Source organism: Acinetobacter sp. FDAARGOS_559 (genome assembly GCF_003940475.1).
In the GTDB taxonomy this organism is placed as follows: domain Bacteria; phylum Pseudomonadota; class Gammaproteobacteria; order Pseudomonadales; family Moraxellaceae; genus Acinetobacter; species Acinetobacter baumannii.
In genome coordinates, this window is the sequence record NZ_RKJG01000005.1 from 2,010,788 (window position 1) to 2,034,798 (window position 24,011).

The following is a 24,011-nucleotide window of genomic DNA, read 5'->3' on the forward strand; positions in this document are numbered from 1 at the left end:
ATCGTTAGATGGCTTTTTTATTACGCTTTTGAAAAAGATAAATTTGAAAAGATGCGGTCACTTGTAAGTGTGCTTTCTGTTCTAGTTGCATACGACGTTCTGGAGATGCCTTATAAGCATAGGGAGTCATAGCAATAAGATTTTTTAAAGCCTGCTGGTCAAGTACTAAAGGAGCATCAATAACTTGCTGTTCTTTCAACTCAAATAAATCTTGTAGTTGTTCAACAAATTTCTGTGGTGTGTGAGGATTAACCTGTTCAAACAACGCCTCACGCATCGCATACAAATGATCGGTTGCCGGGGTCACAACAATTAAATAACCATCATCTTTTAAAACACGCAGAATTTCCGTTTGGGGAATCGGGCTAAAAAGACTCGTACACACATCCATGCTTTGATCGATGACCGGTAAAGTTGCTCCTGTACCAACCACCCATGTCACTTTGTCATTTAACTTTGCTGCGCGTTGTACTGCATTTTTTGCAATATCTACACCTATACACTGTTCAACGACCTGTTGCATTGCACTGGTGTAATAGCCCTCACCACAGCCAATATCAAGTACCGTTTTAGCTTTAAGCTGTTTCAGCAAATGAACTACTGCTTGCTGTAAAGGTTGATAATAGCCACCTTGTAAAAAAGCACGGCGCGCATCTACAGACTCAGGAGTATCTCCCGGATTTTTACTATGTTTGTGTTGTACAACATGTAAGTTCACATAACCTTGCTTTGCAATGTCATAGCTATGACCCTGTTCACATCGCCATGTTTTGCTTACCAGCTCAAGTCGTTGACGACACACAGGGCACATTAAATTTTGCGTAGTCACGTTTAATTATTCTCTTGTTCTTTTTGTTGTAAATAAGCCTTAGCGTGTATTCCAACAAATGTACGGCCTGCATTTGTTCCCTTAATCCATTCATCTACTTCAAACAAATCAAATAAGCCCACTTTAATTAAAGTTGGAATTGCGATCTTCAACTCTTCTTCAATTTGCCCTCTTTGCCCCGCATTATAGAGTTCAATATTATGCAGCATCGTCGCGACAGTTCCCGTTTGCACCTGACTTCCATCTTTAAGCACAACTTGAGGTAAGACTTCGCCCTCTCCAACTACTTTTTGATTAATTACAGATAATTGGTCTAGACCAGCAACTTTTGTCATTTACCTCTCCAATAAAAAAAGCCAGTAGAAACTGGCTTTATATTGACACCAAAATAAGTTCTAGCGCAATTTTAAGGTCATTAGGCCTAAAACAACCAGCATAATCGTAATAATCCAGAAACGGATGACTACTTGGGTTTCTTTCCAGCCTTGTTTTTCATAGTGATGGTGCAAAGGCGCCATCAAAAATACGCGTTTATTCCGCATTCGTAATGAGCCGATTTGCAGGAATACCGATACCGCCTCCATAACGAAAACACCGCCCATAATTGCGAATACGATTTCTTGGCGAACCATAACGGCAATGGTTCCAAGCATTGCACCTAGAGCTAAAGCGCCCACATCACCCATAAAGACTTGCGCCGGATGTGCGTTATACCAAAGAAATGCCAAACCTGCACCAATCATGGCAGAACAGATCACCACAAGTTCAGAGGTATATTTCACATAAGGAATATGCAAATAGTTGGCAAAACGAATATCACCAGATAAATAAGCAAATACGCCTAAGCCCGTCGCTACCATAACCACTGGCATAATGGCTAAACCATCTAGACCATCAGTTAGGTTAACCGCATTAGAGGCACCATTAATTACTAAATAGGTAAATACAATAAATGCTAAACCTAAAGGAACAATAGAAAGCGGAATTGAAAGATTCTTAAAGAAAGGAATCAATAAATCCAGCATATTTGCTGTGTATTCTGCATTAGATTGTTGGGTAGCAATTAAATATAACGCAATACCAGCACCCAGCGATGCGACAGAAGTCCAGAAAAACTTCTTACGGGCAGGTAGACCTGCATTATCTTTATAGCGAATTTTAATCCAGTCATCTGCCCAGCCAACCGCGCCGAACACAACCATTACACCAAGTACAATCCAAACATAAGGGTTAGATAAATCAGCCCACAATAAAGTACTAATACCAATTGAGAGCAGAATTAAAATCCCACCCATCGTCGGTGTACCCATTTTCTTAGCATGATTTTCAGGAGCAAACGAACTTACTGCCTGACCGTATTTTAACGCTTGTAATTTACGAATCATGATTGGTCCGAGAACCAAACCAATGGTCAGTGACGTTAATACACTGAGTAAAGAACGTAATGTTAAATAACGAACAACCTGAAACGAACTGTGATAGCCCGCAAGTTGTTCAAACAACCATAACAGCATTTAAAGTTTCTCCATCAAATCAGCCATCAACGTTTCCATATGAGTAAAGCGAGAACCTTTAAACAGGAAACTCATGGACTGGGGTTGATGTGTTTGGATTAGATTGATTAAAAATGGAAGCGCCTCAGCTTGAGTCTGAAATGCTTTCAATTTAGTAGAATGAAGACCTGCGCCTTCGAGAGCTGCTGAGGCAAACTGCCCCACTGCAACAATATGGTCTAAAGGAAGCTCAGCAAGATCGCGACCTAAATCGTGATGTTCTTGCCAACTGCTATCACCTAACTCCCCAATATCCCCCATCACCATGACTTTAATGCCATTTTGCTGAAGTAATACTTGTGCCGCAGCACGCATAGATGTTGGATTGGCGTTATAAGTATCATCAATAAATAAATGAGGCGCTTTTTGAATAAAATTCAAACGACCTTTTGCACCTTGTGCTTGCTCTAGACCTTTTACGATATCTTCCAAGCTAACACCTAACGCCAAAGCAAATGCTACTGCTGCAGTTGCGTTTTGCACATTGTGCTCACCCGCAAACGGCAGTCTTACTAAACTTGAACCTTGAGGCGTATGTAACTGGAAATTGGCAGATTGTGGCAACAATTCAATCTCTGTAGCAAAGACATCACCACCAGCACCAAAGCTCATGATTTGATGGCTTTTGGCTGCTTCACGAATCTCAGCGGTAAAGTCATCTTGTTGCGGCACAATAGCAACGCCCTGAGGTAAAATATGACGATAGATTTCTGATTTAGCGCGGCAAATGCCATCACGCCCGCCGAACTCACCCAAATGAGCAGTTCCAATATTTAAAATGCCAGCAACATGCGGTTGAACAATTTTTGATGTGTAATCAATTTCACCTTGATGATTTGCACCAAGTTCCATCACCGCATACTGATGCTCCTTTCGAAGCTCAAGCAACATCATCGGCACACCAAGGTCATTATTTAAATTGCCTCGGGTAATCAATGTAGGTGCTAAACGAGACAAAATACTTCCTAGCATTTCTTTGGTGGTGGTTTTACCACTACTGCCCGTTAAAGCAATTACTTTCAATTGAGCATTTTGTTCACGGCGATACGCACCAAGTTGCCCTAAAGCCAAACGGGTATCGGCAACTACAAGCTGAGCAATTTCTGCATCTATAGGCCGCTCGACAATAGCAACTTGGCAACCATTTGCAGCCACTTGCCCGACAAAATTATGCGCGTCGAAACGTTCACCTTTTAGTGCTAAAAAGGCATCCCCACTTTCTGAATGACGCGAGTCAGTCAAAATACGTTTAATTTCAGTTTGAGGGATCTGGTCTTTATGCCAGTAACCCTGTGTCGCCTGTTGTAATTGTTGAGCTGTCCACGGTTCCAAAGGCACGGTACTGGTGGTTGAAGTATGCATAATTTTTCCTATTGTGCAGGGTAAGCAGCATCTACCGTATGATGTTGGGCATCAATCGCGGAACGCACTTCAACCACATCATCAAACCAGTGACGCACACCATTAATTTCTTGATAATTTTCATGCCCTTTACCAGCAATCACTACAATGTCACCAGCTTGAGCTTGCTCTGCAACAAATTTAATTGCTTCACGGCGGTCATGAATTTCATGCATACGATGCCCTGAAAAATCGATTCCTTGCTTCATGTCAGCAAAAATTTGTTCAGGGTCTTCTGTTCTTGGATTATCTGAAGTCAGAATAACAGGATTTGCGCCATCCAAAGCTGCTTGAGTCATGAGTGGACGCTTACCACGGTCACGGTCACCACCACATCCAAACACCGCCCAAAGCTGATTCGAAACATGACGCTTTAATGTTTTAAGCACTTGAATCAATGCATCTGGTGTATGCGCATAATCCACTACAAATAATCGCTCATCATCACGAATAACTTGCATTCGGCCTGGCGCACCAATTAGTTTAGGAACAAAATTAACCAATGCCTGTAAATCGAAACCAGCTTGCTCAGCAGCGATGAGTGCGGCAATTAAATTTTCAACATTGAAATGACCTAATAATGGGCTTTCTACCGCAAATGAACCTTGCTGACTTACTAAATTAAAAGTTGCACCCGCCAAGCTATAGCTTAAATCGGTAATGTAATAATCAGCTGTATTTTGAGTTAGTGAGTAAGTCAAAATTTTAGGTTGTGCTGGATTATTTTGGGCAGAATTAATCATCAAGTCAGCTTGTGCATCATCTAAATTAATAACAGCGACTTTTAACGAATTAAACTGAAATAAACGCGCCTTCGCTTCTGCATAAGCTTCTAAAGTGCCATGATAATCCAGATGGTCACGACTTAAGTTGCTATAAACAGCAATTTCAATATCGCAACCATTTAATCGACCCTGTTCAAGACCATGTGAACTTGCTTCTAAAGAAGCAAAAGTTGCTCCCTGTTTAGCATAATCATGTAGTGCATTTTGTAACTGTAGAGCGTCGAGAGTAGTATGCGTAGAAGGCGTTAAGTTAGGTAAAATACCATTCCCTGTTGTCCCCATCACTGCACAGCGCTGCTGTTGTGAACTAATTAACTCAGCAATTAAACGAGAAATTGTTGTTTTACCATTTGTGCCTGTTACAGCAATAATCCGTAGAGGTTTTACTCCATCAGCCTGTTGCAAATAACGTTTTTGCCACTCTCCCATGCGCTGACGCACATCAGGGCATACCCATTCATTTGCTACACCTAATTCGGTTTCGCTAATGACAGCCAACGCTCCATTTGCTAAAGCCGCTTCAGCAAATGTACGCGTTTTTTCAGGCTGGCTATAACTTGTCAAAGCAATAAAAATTTGGCCCGTTTCAACTTTACGACTATCTAAACTAAAGCCGTGAAATGGCTGTCGAGGCCATTGAGCATCAATTTCGATTGGATGAATTTCTTGAAAAGAAACAGTCATAGCTTACCTGCGAATAGGATTTTCTGGAGTATTAAGTGGCTTATCAAGCGGCACATTCATTAAGCGCAACGACTCTTGCATAATACGAGCAAAAACTGGAGCGGCAACCAAACCACCGTAATAACGACCTTGTGGGTTTTCCACCACTACAATAACGGCTAAACGTGGATCACTAATTGGAGCGACACCCGCAAATAAGGCACGATACTCATTATTTGAATACCCTTTACCATCTGCACGCAATTTATGTGCGGTACCTGTTTTACCACCTACCCTATAACCAGGAATATTGGCTTGTTTTGCAGTACCACCCGGCATAGTCACTTGTTCAAGCATTAACAAAACTTGATCGGCAATTTTCGGATTTAAAACTTGCTCACCTTTAGGTGGCTGATCTAGTTTATGCAAGCTTAATGGCATTTTGACACCATGATTTGCAAGCATGGCATAACCTTGAGCCAATTGAAGGATTGTCGCGTTTAAGCCATAACCATATGCCATGGTCCCGATTTGAGAAGAGTTTAATTTATTAACAGGTAAAACCAGACCTGAACTTTCCCCAGGGAACCTTACTGCAGAACGCTTACCAAAACCAACACGATTAAAGAAGCTCGGCAAGGTTTCTTTCGGAAGTGATAATGCAATTTTTGCAGAACCCACGTTTGAAGACTTAATAATGACACCACTTACGGTCAAAGCCCCATAGTTATGGGTATCACGAATAGTATGCCAGCCTAAACGCATTGAGCCAGGAGAGGTATTTACAATCGTATTTGGCGTATATTGACCAGTTTCTAAAGCTGCAGAAATAGTAAAAGGTTTCATGGTTGAACCTGGCTCGAACATATCGATCGCACCACGGTTACGCATAGCATCTTTATTTGATAAGCCATTCTTATCATTCGGGTTATAAGATGGCCAACTGGTCATTGCCAGAATTTCACCCGTTTTAACATCAACTGCAATCGCCGTTGCTGAACGCGCATTGTTAGCCACACCTGCAGCCGTTAATTCACGGTACATAATGTACTGCAAACGTGAGTCGATACTTAAAGTGATATTTTCACCAGGTTCACCCTCACGAATTACCTCAGAAACTTTTAAACGGTTACCACGCTTATCGCGAATAATTTTTTGCTCACCGTCTACACCTGACAGTTGCTTATTCAACTGCATTTCCAAGCCTTCGATACCTTGACCTTCACTATTGGTCAAACCAATAATTTGGGCATTTGGCTGAGGTTGCGGGTAATAACGTTTATAAGTTTTTTCTGCATACACCCCTTGGAAATTACCTTTCATAATGAGGTCAGCTTGCTGAGGAGGTACTTCTTTTTTCAAAACCAGATAGCGAGAACGCGGACGCGCATTCATCTGTTTTTTAAGATCAGCACGATCAACACCCACCACGTCGGCAAGTTCATCAAGATTTAAATTTTTATCTGGCAATTGGCGTTTTAATTTACGGTTGTTTGGATCTTGTTTTAGTTCAGCCGTAATTTGATCATATAAATGCTTGGTCTCAAAATAATCACGCGGATCAATCACAATTTTCATGATTGGACTACTAATCGCTAAAGGTACACCGTGGCGATCACTAATCACTCCACGCATAGCCTCTATACGTTCAGTACGCAAAATATTGGCATTGGCCTTATTTTGCAAAAAGTCTTTATTAATGACTTGAACATAAAATGCACGTGCAATTAATACCACAAAACACAGTAGCACTACCGCCCAGAGCAGATAAAACCGCCACATATCAAAGGCAAGACTTGGTTTTTCCGAAATAGACTGCTGTTTTTTTCGTGTTTGCTTTGTTCGCTTATCTACCATACAGCAAGGCCTTACTTATTTTGCTCTGAGGTCATCGGTAAAGAAATTACCACCGTTTCTGCAGCAGGTGGCGAAAACATTCGTAATTGTGTCACAGCACGTGTACCAATTTGAGCAGTCGCACCAAATGTTTGTTGCTCAATCAATAAACGCCCCCATTCAGCATTGAGGTCATCACGTTCACGCATATAAGAGCTTAACTCTCTATAATCATGACGGTATTCAAATACTTGAAATACCACCATCATGGCACTGATAAAAACCAATGCCACCATGACTGCATATACCACAACTTTTTTGACCACTTTATTTTCTGTGGTTTCGATTTCATCACTGCTTTTCATTACGCGCCTTTTTGTTCCAAGCGTTCAGCAACCCGAAGCCATGCACTACGTGAACGTGGATTCGCTTTTACTTCTTCTTCACTCGCACGAACCCGTGAAATTTTCTTTAATCTTCTCGTATCAACCTGCTGTTGAGGCATCCCCCAACCAGAATCTTCTGCTAGAGTTGATTCTTTTTGAATAAACTGTTTGATCAACCGATCTTCAAGCGAATGGAAGCTGATCACAGACAAACGCCCTTTTGGTTTAAGTAAGTCTACAGCTTGCGGTAAAAATACTTCAATATCATCTAGTTCTTTGTTAATAGCAATACGGATTGCCTGAAACGTACGTGTCGCCGGATGTTTATGCTTTTCCCATTTTGGATGGGCTGTTTTTACTATTTCAGCCAATTGCGCCGTAGTATCCAATTTTCCGGCCTGTTTAATTGCTCTAGCAATACGGCGACTATATCGTTCTTCACCATATTGATAAATGATATTTGCCAAATCTTCCTCTTCTACCTCAAGTAACCATTCGGCAGCAGTCAATCCTTTAGAGTTATCCATGCGCATATCTAACGGGCCATCTTGCATAAAGCTAAAGCCGCGTTCAGCCTGGTCGAGTTGAGGAGAGGACACACCTAAGTCTGCCATAATTCCATCGACACTTTGCACCCCAATTTCCTGCATTTTTTCCTTAATATCAGCAAAACTTGCATGAATAATCGTAAATCTTGGATCTTCTTGTGCTAAAGCAGCCGCAACTTCCAGAGCTTGAGGGTCTTTATCAAAAGCATATACTCGGGCGTTTTCATCGAGTTTCGACAATAACAAGCGCGTATGCCCACCTCGTCCAAAGGTTGCATCGATATACACCCCAGTTGTGCGATCTGCCAATAAGCTTTCAACGGTCTCAAAAAGTAAGACAGAAATATGCGACATAGGAGTTAAATCATAGCGTAAAAATGTAACTGCACATTATCACCTTGTTTATGGCTAACACCAAACGGCTTTTTGTAGGAAAATATTAATTTTTCATAGAGAAAACCGTTTTCTTTTCATTTTTTAAGCAAAACAAAAAAGCAAGCTCACCTTTTCAGGCTCACTTGCTTCACTATAAAAAAGTAAACTAATTTTTAAACTTCTACTCTACCAAAATTTTATCTACTGCTTTCCATCATAAATCTGATCAAAGATGGCTCCATTGGCAAAATGGGTTTTCTGAGCTTTTGCCCAACCGCCAAAAACATCATTGATCGTAAATAATTTAATTTTTGGGAATTGTGCTGCATATTTAGCAGCAACTTGAGGATTGCGAGGACGGAAATAGTGTTTAGCAGCCAACTCTTGACCTAAAGGTGAGTATAAAAAGTTGAGATAACCTTTTGCCAAAGTACGGTTACCGTCTTTGTCGACTGTTTTGTCAACAATGGCAACAGATGGTTCTGCCAAAATTGAAATTGATGGGTAAACAATTTCATATTTATCTTTATCGAGACCTTTCGTTGCCAATAGTGCTTCATTCTCCCAAGAAAGTAGAACATCTCCAATTCCACGCTCAGCAAATGTAGTAAGCGAGCCTCGCGCTCCCGAATCTAACACCTTAACGTTGTGATAAAGTTTTTTAACCAGCTCTTTGGCTTTAGCATCATTTCCACCCGGCTGCTTTAAAGCATATCCCCATGCAGAAAGATAAATCCAACGCGGCGCCCCACCCGTTTTTGGATTAGGCGTAATAATTTCGACACCAGGTTTAGTTAAATCATTCCAGTCACGAATATTTTTCGGATTGCCTTTTCTTACTAAAAACACCACTGTAGAGGTATACGGTGCAGAATTATTAGGGAATTCTTTTTGCCAGTTTGGCTGGATAAAGCCTGCTTTTACAATTTCATCAATATCATTGGCTAAGGCTAAGGTCACCACATCTGCCTCAAGACCAGTTGCTACAGCGCGAGCCTGTTTACCTGAGCCTCCATGGGATTGTTTAAAATCCACGTCCTGTCCGGTACGTTGTTTCCAGAACTTTCCAAATGCCTGATTATATTCCTGATAAAACTCTCGAGTTGGGTCATAAGAAACATTTAAAAATGTAGTCGCCGCCTGCACAGCACTTACTGCCAACCCCATATATGTAGCGACTGCAATTATTGCTATTCTTTTCATTTATAAAAACCACTTTTACTTTTAACGTCTACTATATTTTTATTTTTTTAGTTTTCAATCAAATAGTTATATAAATAAATGTTTTACTAATCACTTTAAAAGATATAGTTAACTCTAATTTTTCCTTCTCCTTTTTGAAAAGTTTTGTAATTATTCTTATAGTTTATTTATAGTCTTCACTTTATCTACACATTAATTTGTTAAATAATGAGACGTAATGGATACACATAGGCTACATTTAAAGGTACCAGCGTAAAATAAAGGTATTTTTTGTAAAAAGTGTGACATAGTTCTACTTTTTTATTAAAATTTATGTTTGAATCGTAGCGTTACCGTAATTTTACATTTGGTTAAACTCAAAAAATAGACGAAATGTACTGAGGGGATGAACAGAAAATGAAAATTCATTATGGAAAAGCTTTAAGCTTGGGTTTGGTGCTTAGTTTTGCATCGCAACTGTCTACAGCAGCTGTACTGAAAGATACACCAAGTAAAAGTCTTTCAGATAAACAGTCTTCACTTATTGAAAAAGCTTTAGATCAGCAAAAACGTAACACTATTGTACTTCCATCAACAGATGATGAGTTAAAAGTACTTAATACTATCCGTGTTACACCAACTCAAAACTTTCTTGCAGCACAGCATGAACGTTTTTCACGTTTTGTTCAGGCAATCTTCCAGCCACACACTTCTTAATATTTGAAACGACCCCTCATCGTTTCAATTTCAGCCCAGACTGTCGTTAAATAAAACGTCAGAATACTGGGCTTTTTCGTTATAATAGTTTCAATTTTTATTTTGACCCATTAACTATGAAAGTTCGTACTCGTATTGCACCTTCTCCTACCGGTTTCCCACATGTTGGTACTGCCTACATCGCCCTATTCAATATGTGTTTTGCGAAACAGCATGGCGGGGAATTCATTTTAAGAATTGAAGATACAGACCAGCTTCGCTCTACGCCAGAATCTGAAAAAATGATTTTAGACTCTCTACGCTGGTTAGGCTTAAATTGGTCTGAAGGTCCGGATGTAGGTGGTCCTCACGCTCCTTACCGCCAATCAGAGCGCATGGGAATTTATAAGCAATACGCGTTAGAACTTGTTGAAAAAGGTCATGCTTTTTATTGTTTTGCTACAGCAGAAGAACTTGACCAAATGCGTGCCGAGCAGCAAGCTCGTGGCGAAACACCAAAATACGATGGTCGTGGTTTAAAGCTGTCTCAAGAAGAAGTAGCTCGACGTCTTGAAGCGGGTGAACCTCATGTTATCCGTATGAAAGTGCCTGAAGAAGGCGTGTGTAAATTTAACGACTTACTCCGTGGGGAAGTTGAAATTCCTTGGGCACAAGTCGACATGCAAGTACTTCTTAAAACAGATGGTTTACCAACCTACCATTTAGCTAACGTTGTTGATGACCATTTAATGGAAATCACCCATGTATTACGTGGTGAAGAATGGCTTCCATCTGCGCCGAAGCATCAGTTGCTTTACCAATACTTTGGTTGGGAAATGCCAACGCTTTGCCATATGCCGTTGCTTCGTAATCCGGATAAATCGAAGTTATCTAAACGCAAAAACCCGACCTCAATTAACTACTACCGTGATATCGGCGTTCTACCAGAAGCCTTACTCAACTATTTAGGCCGTATGGGTTGGTCAATGCCGGATGAAAGAGAAGTTTTCACATTACAAGACATGATGGATAACTTTGATATTCAACGCGTATCACTAGGTGGACCAATTTTTGACGTTGAAAAACTCAATTGGTTAAATGGTCAATGGATTAAAGGGTTAACCCCAGGACAACTATTAGACCGTTTATTGACATGGAAAAGTGATCGCAGCACCTTAGAAGACATTGCTGCCGCTATTCAACCACGTATTAATTTACTTTCTGAAGCTGTAAATTGGGCTGGTTTCTACTTTAACCATATGCCACAAATTACGGCTGAAATGTTTGAAAGTAAAAAATTGACTCAAGAGCAAGTTCGTCAAAGTTTACAATTCGCAATTTGGCGTCTTGAAAGTCAGTTTACTTGGAATAACGACACAGTTAGTCAAACTTTAATGGATTTGGCAAATCAGATGGGCATTAAATTACGTGACTTCATGCCAACGTTCTTTATTGCAATTGCTGGCTCAACCAGTTCAACACCAGTTATGCAGTCGATGGTTACACTTGGCCCTGACTTAACTTTTGCTCGCTTACGTCATGCGCTAGAAATTGTGGGTGCACCGAGTAAAAAAGAGGTAAAAAACTGGGAAAAGCTTAATGAAAGTTTAAAATTGCCGAAAAATGAAGCAACTAGCGAAGCTTAATTCATTTTTTTATTGACGTGTGAGCGCATTCACCCTAATATTGCGCTCACACAAACTGGGGTCATAGCTCAGTTGGTAGAGCGCTACAATGGCATTGTAGAGGTCAGCGGTTCGATCCCGCTTGGCTCCACCAAGCTCCTTTGTGTTTGCCTCATCAAGTCCCTATCGTCTAGAGGCCTAGGACATCGCCCTTTCACGGCGGTAACCGGGGTTCGAATCCCCGTAGGGACGCCATTTTCTATTTTAAAAATTCCTTTTAAAGACTCTATCGTCACCTTCCTGTCTATTCTTTGACTGCTTCTTGATTGCACATTTGTCTATTTTATCTAAAATAGCGTCTTTCTCAAATTCTCTCAATGTGTAATATGCAGCCATCTGACAAACAACTAGATGCTCAGCATCAGAACAGTACTGCACCTTTAAAAAGAGCCATGAGTACCCGCCACCTTGTCATGTTATCGCTAGGTGGAGCAATCGGTACTGGTTTATTTTTGGGTTCAGGGGAAGTCATTTCACAAACTGGACCTATTGGCGCAATTATTGCCTATATTCTTGGGGGTGCAATTGCTTACATGGTCATGCTCTGTTTAGGCGAGCTGGCTGTACATATGCCTGTTTCGGGTTCTTTCGGCGCATACGCTCGAAAGTACATTAGTCCAAGTACAGGTTACATGATTTCATGGATGTACTGGCTAACATGGACAGCAACGCTAGGAACCGAGTTTACCGCCGCTGCTCTACTTATGCAGGAATGGTTTCCACAAATTTCAATGTGGATCTGGACACTTATTTTTGCAGTAACTATTTTCGGGTTAAATATCAGTTCAACCCGAGTATTTGCCGAGTCAGAGTTCTGGCTAGCGCTAGTTAAGGTCATTACCGTTATTGCTTTTATTGTGCTTGGATTATTAGCAATTTTTGGTTTAATTCCTTTCCACGGCGCTCAAACTGCTCCATTGTTTAGTAATTTAACCGCCCAAGGTTGGTTCCCACACGGTTTTCTTCCTATTTTCACCACTATGCTCATTGTTAATTTTGCTTTCTCTGGAACAGAGTTAATTGGTGTAGCTGCTGGCGAAACTAAAGATCCTGCTCAGAATGTCCCTAAAGCGATTAATGCTGCAATCTGGCGTCTTCTGATTTTCTTTGTGGGCACTATTATTGTAATTAGTGCATTACTTCCTTTCCAACTTGCTGGTTTAGGTGGTGACAACGTAAGTAATAGTCCTTTCGTTACCGTATTTAATTACATCGGTATTCCATATGCAGATGACATCATCCGTTTTGTTATTATTACTGCACTACTCTCAGCCGCAAACTCGGGACTATATGCAGCTTCACGTAAGATGTGGTCTTTATCGGAGCAAAAACTCCTTCCGGGTGTATTTGCAACACTTTCAAAAAGCGGGACACCTATTGTTGCTTTAGTTGTAACGATGTTCGGTGCAATTCCAGGCTTATTATCAGAGCAATTTGCTCCTGAAACCATCTTTAAAAACTTGCTAGGTGTTGCAGCTTTTACTATGGTTATTGTCTGGATGAGCATTTGTTTAAGCCAGTTCAATTTCCGTCGACAATGGTACCGTTCTGGACATTCGGTTAGCGATTTAAAATATGCAGCACCGTTATTCCCTATCGTTCCAATTTTAGGTTTTCTTTTCTGCTTTATTACATGTTTAAGTATGGCAGCAGATCCTGAAATGCGTGCTGGCTTTATAGGTTGTTTAATTTTTACTGCCTTGTGCTATCTCAGCTACTTTATTTTCTATCGAAATAAAGCTTAAGTATTTGTAATTTAAAAAGTGTAGCAAAAAGCTACACTTTTTTTTTGCTTAGAGACTGGCTTTATATAATCTACCGTTGTAGATTTAAATTTATATTAAAAAACAATTCCTTGTATACAATGAAAATTATATTTATCCATGGGATGAATCAGCAGAATTACACAGCACATCGTTTAAAAGAGCACTGGCTAAAAGTATTTAAACTGGGCTTAAAACAATTGCACTGTAGAGTTAATTTAAGAGATCTACATATACATATGCCATTTTATGGCGATTTAATGACGAAGTATCAATTATCCAATCAACTTGACCTTAATACTTTACTTCCAAAAACTTTTAATTTTCATTTACCCATCCATTTACATCATCAACCATCAACACCTAAGGAACATACTCCTTTTATACCCCATCTCCCTCTTTCACCCGATCAACCAGCGCAAAGCTTATCAGAGCGTTTATATTTAACTTCACAGTTGGTGAAAGATCGCGTTCTTAAGGAAATGGTGGTTCTTTTAAATAATTTTCCAAAATTACATGAAAGCTTAATTCAGCAATTCTTGATTGAAACTTATATGTACTTATCTAATCCTGATTTTATGTATGAGGTTCATCAAAGAATTTTAAAACAAATGCATGATGATGAAGATTGTATTGTAGTCGCCCACTCTTTGGGTTCTGTGATTGCCTATCATTTATTATCAGATCCTTCTTATCAGTTTTCAGTACAGCGCTTTATTACCTTAGCATCCCCTCTTTCTTTTCGCGTCATACAAAGCAAACTCCCCACTCCCATTGAACGTCCTAAATGTTTAAAGGGCGACTGGTATAACTTTTATTCTAAAGATGACTTTTTAACCGCCTTTCCATTAAGTGAGGCACCTTTTAATTTTAATCCTCCCATTATTAATCAAGAGATTTTTACTTTTGCCAACCAACCTCATGAAATTGTCGGCTACTTACAACATCATGCTGTGGTAAAAACAATTATTGAGCCTTTCCAATAAAAAATATCTATAAACGTATATATTTTCTACAATTTGAGTTATTTTTAAGCGCTTAACTGATTTTTTTAATATTTCTTCAGAAAACTATTTGACACTTTTATTAAATCGACCTAATATACGCCCACCTCTGAAACGTCCCTATCGTCTAGAGGCCTAGGACATCGCCCTTTCACGGCGGTAACCGGGGTTCGAATCCCCGTAGGGACGCCAATATTTTTCAGATGTATGCCTCATATAAGTCCCTATCGTCTAGAGGCCTAGGACATCGCCCTTTCACGGCGGTAACCGGGGTTCGAATCCCCGTAGGGACGCCAAATTCTAAAAAGCCACTGCATGACGACAGTGGCTTTTTTCTTATCTAGACAATAAAAAAGCTGATCATAAACCAGCTTCCCGTCACACTTATTTAATTTGCGATTCCAACTTGAACTTCCAAACGGCCTGATTGAACACGTAGCCCTTTTATTTCGAACTGATCTACCAGTTGCTGCACAAGCTCACGACTTTCTCTTAAAATATTAAGTCCCGGTAGAATACTAAAGTCGGTTAAATTTAAAAGTTTTTCTACCATCCATGAGCGGTTATTAATGAAATCAATAAAACCTGCTTGCTCAAGGTCAATGAACCACATGCGATGACCATCACGCTGAATACCCGGAATATCACGAATCAAATGATTAATCAGCGATGGAATAGGCAACATATTAATCACTTCAAAACCTACTCGACCAATACGGCGAACAGCCCAATTCGATAATGTTCCACCATGACGTATTTGCACATCCAGACTTTCATCCATTTGGCGTAAGCGCAAGAACTTTTCTTGTCCAATGCGGCATTCCAATACTCGAAAATCTAAACTTAGGCGATATAGGAAACGGTGATAGTGCCCATCGATTTCAACTTGAAACCGATCATTGCCACATTGAACTTTAATATCATCAATTTCTGAACGATCTATACGTTTACGAATTTGACTGTTTAATAGCATTTCAGGCAAATACAAATTCAAGGTACTTTTACCTAGAAAAGTACGCGCCATGATTAAGGCAACCTGTCTTGCAGTTTCACTTGTTTCAGACACCATATCTCTGACAGTCCCTGCTGCCAAATTAGTCATGCCCACCACTCCACGCTTTGTATGAGATGTCACTTGATCTAAAGCGTCTAGTGCTGCATCAGCAACTTCAGCAAGATTACGTGTAGTATCACTAGCAAACCCGACGGCGTCTTGCGCATGCTGTAATGTTTTATGCAGCAAACGGCGTGAGAATGACAGTTTTATAGGGTCAGGATTCCCTGAAACTGTTGATGTCGTTGTAGGCTTCGACTTATTGTCATCTTCTTGACCCAAGTCCCTCTCCTTTTTATATTTCTTTCACATCCTATTAATGAGCATTTCAGCTCATTTCCAGTGTTGGACACACTTGGTTTTTATCTAGATTAGCATGCTCTACAGCATTATTTTAATTTTTATGTGTACGCATAAATCATCGTTTTTTTATATACCATTGTTTCAAAAAAGTATTTTATATCGGATATTCACCTCAACTTTTTTATCAGCTACAAATTTTTTTCTTTCTTTGCATTTCCGTTAGAATAGATTCAAATTTAATGTGGAGCTGTCATGCAATATCGTTGCCCTCAATGTCAAAGTGTTAAAATTATGCCGGTGAGCCAAGGTGTTAATAGTGCTAAACCTGTTGTGCCTAAAAGCTTAGTGATTTTAGTTCCTGCCATTTTTGTACTTTTACTCTTGGTTGTTATTAGTATTTTTATGTGGATTTTTGGCAATGGTGCAGGCAGCTCTCTTCAAATTGCAACAGTAGTTGCATTTGTGGTTACTGTAGGTGCAGGTTTCATGTTCTGGCGCGATTTGCCTGATTTTAAATTGTCTATGCAAGCATTTATGCAGTCACAAAAACATTGGAAATGTCGTGACTGCAATCATGAGTGGGAAATTTAAAACTATATTCACATCAGCTTAATGCTGATGTGAATGCATCTTGTCATTATCGTTATGCTCGTGTGAAGCATGTTGAGCAATATGCTGACAGTTGATCTCAGCATCATCTTCAATTTGCAATGTCACTTCACCAATACCATGCTCATGAGAAAGCATTTCAACTGCATCTTGATAGAGCTTATTACGGTCAGCTTCAGGCGCAAATAAGTGCACGGTTAAATGGATATTTTTAGACGTAATTGCCCATACTTTGAGTTGGTGAATACTCTCCACACCATTTAATGAAAGTAAATCTGCACGTAGCTTTTCAATATCGACTTCTTCGGGTACACCTTCGAGCAAAATATTAATACTTTGTTTAAGTAAAACCCATGTTCTTGGCAACACCCAAAATCCAATCAGTACCGCAATAAGCGTGTCAATCCAGTACCAATTAGTGAAGTAAATAATAATTGCACCAATAATAACGCCAACTGAGCCTAGTGCATCACTCAATACTTCTAGATAAGCACCTTTCACATTTAAGCTGTTATTGGCACTCGACATAAGAATTTTCATTGAGATGAGGTTTATTACCAAACCAATGGTCGCCACAATGAGCATACCTACACTTTGAATTTCAGGTGGCTGCGAAAAGCGGATATAGGCTTCATATAAAATATAAATTGCCACCACAAAAAGCATAAGTGCATTAAATAAAGCGGCCAGAATTTCAAAGCGCTGATAACCGAAAGTACGTTTATTATCGGCAGGACGTTTAGAAATCTGTATGGCAACCAAAGCAATTGCTAAAGCAGCTGCATCTGTAAACATATGTGCAGCGTCAGAGAGCAATGCCAAACTTTGTGTGATTAAACCTGCAATCACCTCAACAATTAAGAATGTCGTGGTAAGCGCCAAGGCAATCGTTAATTTTTTAGCATTACCTTCAGTCACTACAGCATGACTATGATCATGACCATGATGTCCACCCATTTTGCGGACTCCTTTTTATTTATCTTTATGGTGAGTTAAAAGTAACGATGAAGACACCTTTACCTTTAACTCTTACAAACACTTTTTCGACTTAAATTTTGTAATCAAAAAAGATATCTCAAATCGATGACATTATGAATGCTCAACACTTTTCGTCTTGTCTTCATTCATCCATCGATAAATGACCGGTAATAAAACCAAAGTTAATATCGTAGATGAAATAATGCCACCAATAACCACTGTTGCCAAAGGCCGCTGAACTTCTGCACCAGTTCCCGTAGCCAAAGCCATCGGAATAAAACCAAGTGAAGCAACACAAGCCGTCATGAGTACCGGTCTTAAACGTAAGATCGCCCCATTCCAAGTGGCTGTTTGAATATCAAATTTTTCTCTAAGCTCTTTAATAAAGCTCAGCATCACCAAACCATTCAAAACAGCGACACCAGATAATGCAATAAACCCAACGCCAGCCGACATGGACAGTGGAATATCTCTTAGCCAAAGCGCAATCAGACCACCTGACAAAGCAAACGGCACGCCGCTAAAGACCAACAGACTTTCTTTAACATTATGGAATACAGCCATGAGCAGAATAAAAATCATAGCAAGCGCCAATGGAACAACAATTTTCATTCGCGCAGCAGCTGAAGCGAGATTTTCAAACTGACCTCCATATTCCAACCAATAGCCCGCTGGCAGTTGTTCTTTTGCGAGTGTTGCTCTTAACTCTTGAACAAATGACCCTAAGTCACGGCCTTCTACGTTCGCAGTAATAATGACACGGCGCTTCCCATTTTCACGTCCCACCTGATTTAGGCCTGAGGTACGTTCAACTTTAGCTACATCTTGAAGTTGGATAAGTCCACCATTTGGCAACTGAATCGGAAGTTGAGCTAAGTTTTGGATGGTACGCTGCTGGTCTTCTAGGCGAATTTCAAAATCAAATCGTCTATCGCCTTGTAAAATCTGTCCAACATTTTGTCCACCAACACTTGCAGCAACAATATCTTGAATAGCTTTGGCAGATAATCCGTATTGCGCGGCCAGAGGACGATTAATTTCTACACTCAGCACCGGTAAACCGCTAGTTTGTTCTACCTTAACCGCGGTAGCGCCTGAAATTTTTTGCACTTTCTGAGCGAGTGCCTGTGCCTGCTCATTGAGTACTTGCATATCGTCGCCAAAAATCTTGACGCCAATATCACTACGAATCCCTGAAATTAGCTCATTAAAGCGTAGCTCAATCGGTTGAGAGAACTCACTGTTATTACCCGGTAATGTCGCTAAGAAAGCTTCCATACGTGAACGTAGCTCAGCTAGCGTCTCTTTCGGGTTTGGCCATTGATCATGGGGTTTAAGTAAAATGACCGCATCAGAGATATTCGGCGGCATCACATCAGTTGCAACCTCAGCTGTTCCTGTTCGGGCAAAAACAGCTTTCACCTCTGGAAAGTTTTTCAAAATGAGCTTTTCAGTATTTTCCTGCATTCGCAGTGATTGCTCGAGACCAGTACTTGGTGAACGCATTTGCTGCAAGGCAAAGTCACCTTCACTAAGTTGCGGTGCAAATTCACTGCCCATTTGGGTAGCTAACACGCCTGTAAGCACTAAAATACTTAATGCAAAACTAACAACCACAATCTTAAGTTGATAAGCTTGATCGAGGATATCTCGGTATTTCTGCTTTAAAAGGAACATCCAACGTGTTTCTTTTTCTTTCACTTCACCCGTAACAAAAAGAGCAACTGCCGCAGGTACAAATGTCACAGAAAGAATCATGGCACCCAATAATGCCATCACCACTGTCATCGCCATTGGATGGAACATTTTGGCTTCAACACCAGATAGGGCAAAAATAGGTAAATAGACCACTAAAATAATCATTTGCCCAAAAATCAGCGGGCGACGGGCCTGTTTTGCTGCAAGGAAAACTTCTTTGAATCGTTCAGACCGTGTAAGAGGCCGATGTAGAGCATGCTGTGCTTCTGCCAGACGTCGAATACAGTTCTCTACAATAACTACCGCGCCATCCACAATAATCCCGAAATCAAGCGCTCCTAAGCTCATGAGGTTGGCACTAATGTTTTGCTCAGCCATTCCCGTCAGAGTAAACAACATCGATAATGGAATAACACAAGCCGTAATTAAAGCTGCGCGGAAATTTCCTAGAAAAATAAACAAAATCACAATAACCAGAATCGCGCCTTCTACAAGGTTCTTCTGCACCGTTGCAATTGCTTTGTTTACTAAGCTCGTCCGGTCATAAACCGTTTCGATTTCCACTCCTTTAGGTAAGGTAGATTGTATTTCCTTAATTTTGGCATCAACCGCCTGAGCAACTGTACGACTGTTTTCTCCCATCATCATCATGGCAATGCCAAGAACGGTTTCCTCACCGTTGTAAGTTGCAGCCCCTGTTCTTAAATCGTGTCCAATAGAGACATTCGCAACATCGGCCACGCGAATGGGTAACCCATTTTTGGTGCTTACAGTAATGTTTTGAATATCTTCAACACTACTTAACATGCCCGGCACACGAACGGTGAGTTGCTCTCCGTTTTCTTCGATAAAACCTGCACCGCGATTTTCATTATTTTCTTGCAGAGCAGTTTGAAATTCATTGATTGAAATCTGAAGCTGCTGCAAACGTTTTAAATCAGGTGACACAATATAGGTTTTATTGTAGCCACCAATACTGTTAATTTCGGCCACACCTTTCACACGCTGCAATTGAGGACGCACAATCCAGTCCTGAATTTCACGTAAATCCATGGCTGTATAGGCCGTGCCATCTGCTTTCTTAGCGCTTGATTTTGCTTTTATCACCCATTGGTAAATTTCACCTAAACCTGTAGAAACAGGAGACATGACTGGATCAACTGATTCAGGCAATTGCCCGTCCGCCTCTTGTAAACGCTGGTTAATCAGTTGTCTTGCCCAATAAATATCGGTTCCATCTTTAAAAATGATGGTGACTTGGGAAAGCCCATAACGTGAAATAGAGCGGGTTTGTTCCAGATTAGGAATTCCAGCCATCGCATTTTCAATAGGATAGGTAATCCGCTGTTCAACTTCTAAAGCGGTATACCCATTGGCTTGAGTATTAATCTGGACTTGGGTATTGGTAATATCTGGAACGGCATCAATAGGGAGTTTTTGATAACTCCAAATGCCAACACCAATCCACGCCAGAACAAATAGCATGACCCAAATAGCATTTTGAATAGCAAACTGAATAACTCTGTCAAACAGTCCTTCTGGCTTGGGCAGCTCAGGCTTATTAATGTCCATGCTCAGCCTCTCCTTTTTCCAATTCGGACTTCAGTAAGAAGCTGCCTTCTGCAATATAGCGTTGGCTTGGATTAATTCCTTTTACAACTTCAACCCATTGACCATCTTTAGAACGTTGGCCTAGCTGTACAGTCACAGGTTCAAACTCAAAACCTGTTTTGACTATTTTTGGTGTAAAGATAACGTCTTTACCTTCAACTTGTTGAACTGCTTGCGCTTTTACACGAGTCACTTTTTGTGTTGATCCTGCATTTAGCTCAACGTTAACCATCAAGTTTGGACGCAGCTCACTGCTATTTGCCAAAACCTTGGCACGCACTTGTAAGCGTCCAGTCTGAGCATCTGCCTCTGTTGTTAAACTTTGAACCTGAGCAGAAAATGTATTCCCAGTTTGTAAAGATTTAAATTCAATCTGTTGATTTGGCTGTACATTGATATTTGCATTGCTTGGTAAAATGAATTCCAGCCATAACTGATCAAGCTGATTAATAATAAAAAGCTGATCTGCTAACTGTACGTTTTCACCCACTACAATATCTTTATTACTCACGATACCCGCAATTGGCGCTGTTAAGGTATAACGCCCCGCTGAACCAGAACCTGCCCCGAATGCACTTAAGCGCGAGCGAGCTGCTTTAACCTGAATTTGTGCTTGCTGATAAGCGTTATAAGCTCGTTGATAATCTTGTTTCGCGGAAATTCCTTGAGACCATAAGCTACGTTCACGCTCATAGTCCTGACGTGCTAACTCAAGATTAGACTGGGCTATTTGCAAATTGGCTTGCTGATCGACTAAATCTGGCACTAATAAGCTTGCAAGTGCCTGGCCTTTTTTAACTTGTTGTCCTAGTTCAACATATACCGCTTCGACACGACCACTAAAACTTGGCGAAACATGGGCTTGGCGGTCAGTATTGACTACTAGTTTGGCTGGATAAGTCTGAAGTTGAGGAACTTCACCTAGTTCAGCTTGTTCAATTTTTAAATTTTGTTCCTGCATTTGCTGAGCAGTGAGTAGTAGTGGTTTTTCTCCCTCATCATGGTGTTCTTCACCCTCTTCTTCAGCATGCCCGTGGCCTTCCGATGGTTCCGAAGAATTAGATTTATTTTTTGAATTTAAAACGAGTAAACCAATTAATATTGCAGTAATGGCAGCAATTACTCCAACCCAAAGCCATTGAGAATTTTTCTTTAAATTTGCCGACATTATTATTCTCCTGCCTGAGTTGGGAATGTTTGAGCTTGTTGCCAAGCACGTTGATTAAGTTGCATTAAGGCATCTTTCGCCATGATCTGTTCTGGCTCTAGCCCAAGACGTAAACTTTGAATTTCAATTGAATTTTGCCAAGCCTGTTTTAATAGCTCGACTTTACGTAAGCGCACATCTTGCAACTGCATTGTGGCTTGCTGCACATCGGTAACGGCAAACTTACCCAAACGGAAACCTTGCAATGTTTTTTGTTGAACCTGGACGGCAAGAGGAACTTGCTGATCATTTAATTGCTTGAACTGAATATGTAAGCCTTTTAACTCTGACATCAGAGTTTCAATATCCACTTGATTCTGCTGTCGATAAAAGCTCTGTTGTCGTTGAGACAGCTCTTGTTTGGCCTGAGCAATCTTGATTCCGTATTGTTGACGATTAAAAAGATTTAAAGGAATTTCCACCCCTAAGCGGATTTGATTTTCCGTACGCTGCTCTGGGGAACGAGTGTTATTCACCCCCAAAGTTACCGTAGGTTGTGGTCTTGCTTTTGCCTTCAGCTGTTGAATAGTGGCTTGCTGCGCAAGAGCATCTAGTTGAAAAGAGCGCTCTAGCAAATTGTTTTGTCGATCTTGACCAGACTCTACATCCGCTGCCAATACCCACAGCTGATTAGAACTTTGAGATAGTTGGAACTGATTTGAATCACCACCCCATAAGTTGGCCAGTTGCTGTTTAGCAACTTGTAGTTTCAAATCGACCTGCTGATATAAACGCTGGTTTTCCAAGTGAGACATACGTACTCGATCTACATCAACCTGAGCAATACTCCCTGCCTGATAACGCTTTTCCGATGCAGACAAGTTCTCTTGGCTAACTGCTAACTGTTCTCCAATGAGAGACTTTTCAAGTTCAAGCAAGGCCACTTGTGACCAGAAATATTTAACTATTAACTCAAGCTCAGCCTTATAACGTTGTTCGGCCAAGTCAACCTTTGACATTTCTACTTTAGCTAAATGCTGTGCGGCCTTACGCTGCCCAAAAATATCTAAAGGCTGAGAGATGCCGATCGCGAGTTCTTTTTCTTGGTCACTCTGCAAACCTGTTTGCTCAATAGAAAGACTTGGATTTGCCCATAAGCGACTTTGTTTTAATTGCGCCTCAGCCATTTGCTGCTGTGCCTGCCAGATACCTTGTTGAGTTTGATAGCTTTGTGCTCGCGCTAATGCCTGTTCAAAACTAAAAGCTGCTTTTTGGGTATAAGAGCCCTGTTGAATATCAGAAGCAGCATTTGCCATTTGTCCCGCCAATAACATGACAATAGACAGGCTTGAGATAGTTACAACCTTTTTCAACGTTATCTTAACGTTACAACTCAATAAGTCGGGATGGCTCACCCGATTTAAAAAAATAGAAGACATGTTTTAGCCCCGCAATAAATAAAAGATGCGGTGGGCTTTTTTTGGCTACCCCACCTATAGCGGGGTTAAAACAGGAGGCGGTTTTAAGGCACTAAGATGTGGAGACTGGTAAGAATTGGACCAATGATAAATTTGTGAAAGTTCATGCACATGCAAAACAGGGGTTTGAGCTTGTTTTGCAACTTCTGTCATGACGACATGAAAACATGTCGGTAAATGATCATGATGGTCTTGTAAGTTTAAAGGTGCTTTATGAGCAGCATCTAAAGTCTCAGTATGTTCAACATGGGTATGAGAAGACGTTTGATATACATTTAAAGCTGCATGATGACCAAAATGATGTAGTGCTTTTTCTTGATTTTCATGCGCGCAAAAAACCGCTGCTATATTCCATAAACTCTGGAATATAAGCAAACAGAATAAGACGGACATGAAAATTGCAGAACGTGGCAACAGTACACCATGG

The 24,011-nt window shown here is 40.5% G+C and carries 20 protein-coding genes and 4 tRNA genes; 9 read left to right on the top strand and 15 right to left on the bottom strand.

Going from position 1 to position 24,011, the window contains the following annotated elements; all coding sequences use genetic code 11:
* Nucleotides 1–4: 4 nt before the first annotated feature.
* The 9 genes from EGS71_RS11140 to EGS71_RS11180 all read right to left on the bottom strand — a co-directional run bounded on the left by EGS71_RS11140 (nt 5) and on the right by EGS71_RS11180 (nt 9,579).
* Nucleotides 5–829, bottom strand: a complete 825-nt coding sequence (locus EGS71_RS11140) for a putative RNA methyltransferase (protein WP_001990541.1) — start codon at nt 827–829, stop codon at nt 5–7.
* Nucleotides 830–831: 2 nt separating this feature from the next.
* Entirely contained in the window at nt 832–1,164 is a 333-nt protein-coding gene (locus EGS71_RS11145; RefSeq protein WP_000169597.1) for a hypothetical protein, read from the bottom strand.
* A 60-nt stretch (nt 1,165–1,224) separates the two neighbouring features.
* Nucleotides 1,225–2,343, bottom strand: coding sequence for a phospho-N-acetylmuramoyl-pentapeptide-transferase (gene mraY, locus EGS71_RS11150; RefSeq protein WP_000928089.1), 1,119 nt, complete (start codon nt 2,341–2,343; stop codon nt 1,225–1,227).
* Nucleotides 2,344–3,744, bottom strand: coding sequence for a UDP-N-acetylmuramoyl-tripeptide--D-alanyl-D-alanine ligase (locus EGS71_RS11155; protein WP_002011027.1), 1,401 nt, complete (start codon nt 3,742–3,744; stop codon nt 2,344–2,346).
* An 8-nt stretch (nt 3,745–3,752) separates the two neighbouring features.
* Nucleotides 3,753–5,252, bottom strand: a complete 1,500-nt coding sequence (locus EGS71_RS11160) for a UDP-N-acetylmuramoyl-L-alanyl-D-glutamate--2,6-diaminopimelate ligase (protein ID WP_000218544.1) — start codon at nt 5,250–5,252, stop codon at nt 3,753–3,755.
* A 3-nt stretch (nt 5,253–5,255) separates the two neighbouring features.
* The gene (ftsI, locus tag EGS71_RS11165; protein ID WP_000227936.1) at nt 5,256–7,088 is read right to left on the bottom strand and encodes a penicillin-binding protein PBP3; all 1,833 of its coding nucleotides are present in this window, start codon (nt 7,086–7,088) and stop codon (nt 5,256–5,258) included.
* A gap of 11 nt (nt 7,089–7,099) precedes the next feature.
* Entirely contained in the window at nt 7,100–7,432 is a 333-nt protein-coding gene (ftsL, locus tag EGS71_RS11170) for a cell division protein FtsL (RefSeq protein WP_000842465.1), read from the bottom strand.
* On the bottom strand, nt 7,432–8,355 hold the full coding sequence (gene rsmH / locus EGS71_RS11175) for a 16S rRNA (cytosine(1402)-N(4))-methyltransferase RsmH (protein ID WP_000018346.1): 924 nt from the start codon (nt 8,353–8,355) through the stop codon (nt 7,432–7,434). The genes ftsL and rsmH overlap by 1 nt, the downstream gene beginning before the upstream one ends.
* Before the next feature lie 222 nt (nt 8,356–8,577).
* Nucleotides 8,578–9,579 carry a sulfate ABC transporter substrate-binding protein gene (locus EGS71_RS11180; protein ID WP_001981590.1) on the bottom strand — a complete coding sequence of 334 codons (1,002 nt, stop codon included), beginning with the start codon at nt 9,577–9,579 and terminating at the stop codon, nt 8,578–8,580.
* A 396-nt stretch (nt 9,580–9,975) separates the two neighbouring features.
* Here EGS71_RS11180 and EGS71_RS11185 point away from each other — a divergent pair, with 396 nt between their 5' ends.
* The 8 genes from EGS71_RS11185 to EGS71_RS11220 all read left to right on the top strand — a co-directional run bounded on the left by EGS71_RS11185 (nt 9,976) and on the right by EGS71_RS11220 (nt 15,002).
* Nucleotides 9,976–10,275 carry a hypothetical protein gene (locus tag EGS71_RS11185; protein WP_000690905.1) on the top strand — a complete coding sequence of 100 codons (300 nt, stop codon included), beginning with the start codon at nt 9,976–9,978 and terminating at the stop codon, nt 10,273–10,275.
* A 116-nt stretch (nt 10,276–10,391) separates the two neighbouring features.
* A complete protein-coding gene (gltX, locus tag EGS71_RS11190) occupies nt 10,392–11,900 on the top strand; it encodes a glutamate--tRNA ligase (protein WP_000868422.1) in 1,509 nt (502 codons plus the stop codon).
* Between the two features lie 57 nt (nt 11,901–11,957).
* Nucleotides 11,958–12,033, top strand: a tRNA-Ala gene (locus EGS71_RS11195).
* A 25-nt stretch (nt 12,034–12,058) separates the two neighbouring features.
* A tRNA-Glu gene (locus EGS71_RS11200) sits at nt 12,059–12,134 on the top strand.
* Nucleotides 12,135–12,265: 131 nt separating this feature from the next.
* Nucleotides 12,266–13,684, top strand: a complete 1,419-nt coding sequence (locus EGS71_RS11205) for an amino acid permease (RefSeq protein WP_062937436.1) — start codon at nt 12,266–12,268, stop codon at nt 13,682–13,684.
* 119 nt (nt 13,685–13,803) lie between these two features.
* Nucleotides 13,804–14,688 (top strand): hypothetical protein, encoded by an 885-nt coding sequence (locus EGS71_RS11210; RefSeq protein ID WP_004644145.1) that lies wholly within the window; start codon nt 13,804–13,806, stop codon nt 14,686–14,688.
* Between the two features lie 134 nt (nt 14,689–14,822).
* A tRNA-Glu gene (locus EGS71_RS11215) sits at nt 14,823–14,898 on the top strand.
* Between the two features lie 28 nt (nt 14,899–14,926).
* Nucleotides 14,927–15,002, top strand: a tRNA-Glu gene (locus tag EGS71_RS11220).
* A gap of 92 nt (nt 15,003–15,094) precedes the next feature.
* Here EGS71_RS11220 and EGS71_RS11225 read toward each other — a convergent pair.
* A complete protein-coding gene (locus tag EGS71_RS11225; protein WP_000529525.1) occupies nt 15,095–16,042 on the bottom strand; it encodes a hypothetical protein in 948 nt (315 codons plus the stop codon).
* 273 nt (nt 16,043–16,315) lie between these two features.
* On the opposite strand from EGS71_RS11225, the gene EGS71_RS11230 reads away from it, so the two are divergent.
* Nucleotides 16,316–16,654 carry a hypothetical protein gene (locus tag EGS71_RS11230; protein ID WP_001200011.1) on the top strand — a complete coding sequence of 113 codons (339 nt, stop codon included), beginning with the start codon at nt 16,316–16,318 and terminating at the stop codon, nt 16,652–16,654.
* An 18-nt stretch (nt 16,655–16,672) separates the two neighbouring features.
* Here EGS71_RS11230 and EGS71_RS11235 read toward each other — a convergent pair whose 3' ends face one another.
* The 5 genes from EGS71_RS11235 to EGS71_RS11255 all read right to left on the bottom strand — a co-directional run bounded on the left by EGS71_RS11235 (nt 16,673) and on the right by EGS71_RS11255 (nt 23,998).
* Nucleotides 16,673–17,629: a cation diffusion facilitator family transporter gene (locus tag EGS71_RS11235; protein WP_000508761.1), complete on the bottom strand. Its 957-nt coding sequence runs from the start codon at nt 17,627–17,629 to the stop codon at nt 16,673–16,675.
* 132 nt (nt 17,630–17,761) lie between these two features.
* Nucleotides 17,762–20,920 (bottom strand): efflux RND transporter permease subunit, encoded by a 3,159-nt coding sequence (locus EGS71_RS11240; protein WP_000353996.1) that lies wholly within the window; start codon nt 20,918–20,920, stop codon nt 17,762–17,764.
* Nucleotides 20,910–22,127: an efflux RND transporter periplasmic adaptor subunit gene (locus tag EGS71_RS11245; protein ID WP_001275651.1), complete on the bottom strand. Its 1,218-nt coding sequence runs from the start codon at nt 22,125–22,127 to the stop codon at nt 20,910–20,912. The genes EGS71_RS11240 and EGS71_RS11245 overlap by 11 nt, the downstream gene beginning before the upstream one ends.
* Before the next feature lie 2 nt (nt 22,128–22,129).
* Entirely contained in the window at nt 22,130–23,545 is a 1,416-nt protein-coding gene (locus EGS71_RS11250; protein ID WP_005134585.1) for a TolC family protein, read from the bottom strand.
* Nucleotides 23,546–23,599: 54 nt separating this feature from the next.
* Nucleotides 23,600–23,998: a cation efflux protein, CzcI-like gene (locus EGS71_RS11255; RefSeq protein WP_001138087.1), complete on the bottom strand. Its 399-nt coding sequence runs from the start codon at nt 23,996–23,998 to the stop codon at nt 23,600–23,602.
* Nucleotides 23,999–24,011: the final 13 nt, after the last annotated feature.

Coding starts and splice junctions, on each gene's coding strand:
- EGS71_RS11145 (WP_000169597.1), bottom strand. CDS start 1,164: ATGACAAAAGTTGCTGGTCTAGACCAATTATCTGTAATTAATCAAAAA.
- mraY (WP_000928089.1), bottom strand. CDS start 2,343: ATGCTGTTATGGTTGTTTGAACAACTTGCGGGCTATCACAGTTCGTTT.
- EGS71_RS11155 (WP_002011027.1), bottom strand. CDS start 3,744: ATGCATACTTCAACCACCAGTACCGTGCCTTTGGAACCGTGGACAGCT.
- EGS71_RS11160 (WP_000218544.1), bottom strand. CDS start 5,252: ATGACTGTTTCTTTTCAAGAAATTCATCCAATCGAAATTGATGCTCAA.
- ftsI (WP_000227936.1), bottom strand. CDS start 7,088: ATGGTAGATAAGCGAACAAAGCAAACACGAAAAAAACAGCAGTCTATT.
- ftsL (WP_000842465.1), bottom strand. CDS start 7,432: ATGAAAAGCAGTGATGAAATCGAAACCACAGAAAATAAAGTGGTCAAA.
- rsmH (WP_000018346.1), bottom strand. CDS start 8,355: ATGTCGCATATTTCTGTCTTACTTTTTGAGACCGTTGAAAGCTTATTG.
- EGS71_RS11180 (WP_001981590.1), bottom strand. CDS start 9,579: ATGAAAAGAATAGCAATAATTGCAGTCGCTACATATATGGGGTTGGCA.
- EGS71_RS11185 (WP_000690905.1), top strand. CDS start 9,976: ATGAAAATTCATTATGGAAAAGCTTTAAGCTTGGGTTTGGTGCTTAGT.
- gltX (WP_000868422.1), top strand. CDS start 10,392: ATGAAAGTTCGTACTCGTATTGCACCTTCTCCTACCGGTTTCCCACAT.
- EGS71_RS11205 (WP_062937436.1), top strand. CDS start 12,266: ATGCAGCCATCTGACAAACAACTAGATGCTCAGCATCAGAACAGTACT.
- EGS71_RS11210 (WP_004644145.1), top strand. CDS start 13,804: ATGAAAATTATATTTATCCATGGGATGAATCAGCAGAATTACACAGCA.
- EGS71_RS11230 (WP_001200011.1), top strand. CDS start 16,316: ATGCAATATCGTTGCCCTCAATGTCAAAGTGTTAAAATTATGCCGGTG.
- EGS71_RS11235 (WP_000508761.1), bottom strand. CDS start 17,629: ATGGGTGGACATCATGGTCATGATCATAGTCATGCTGTAGTGACTGAA.
- EGS71_RS11240 (WP_000353996.1), bottom strand. CDS start 20,920: ATGGACATTAATAAGCCTGAGCTGCCCAAGCCAGAAGGACTGTTTGAC.
- EGS71_RS11245 (WP_001275651.1), bottom strand. CDS start 22,127: ATGTCGGCAAATTTAAAGAAAAATTCTCAATGGCTTTGGGTTGGAGTA.
- EGS71_RS11250 (WP_005134585.1), bottom strand. CDS start 23,545: ATGTCTTCTATTTTTTTAAATCGGGTGAGCCATCCCGACTTATTGAGT.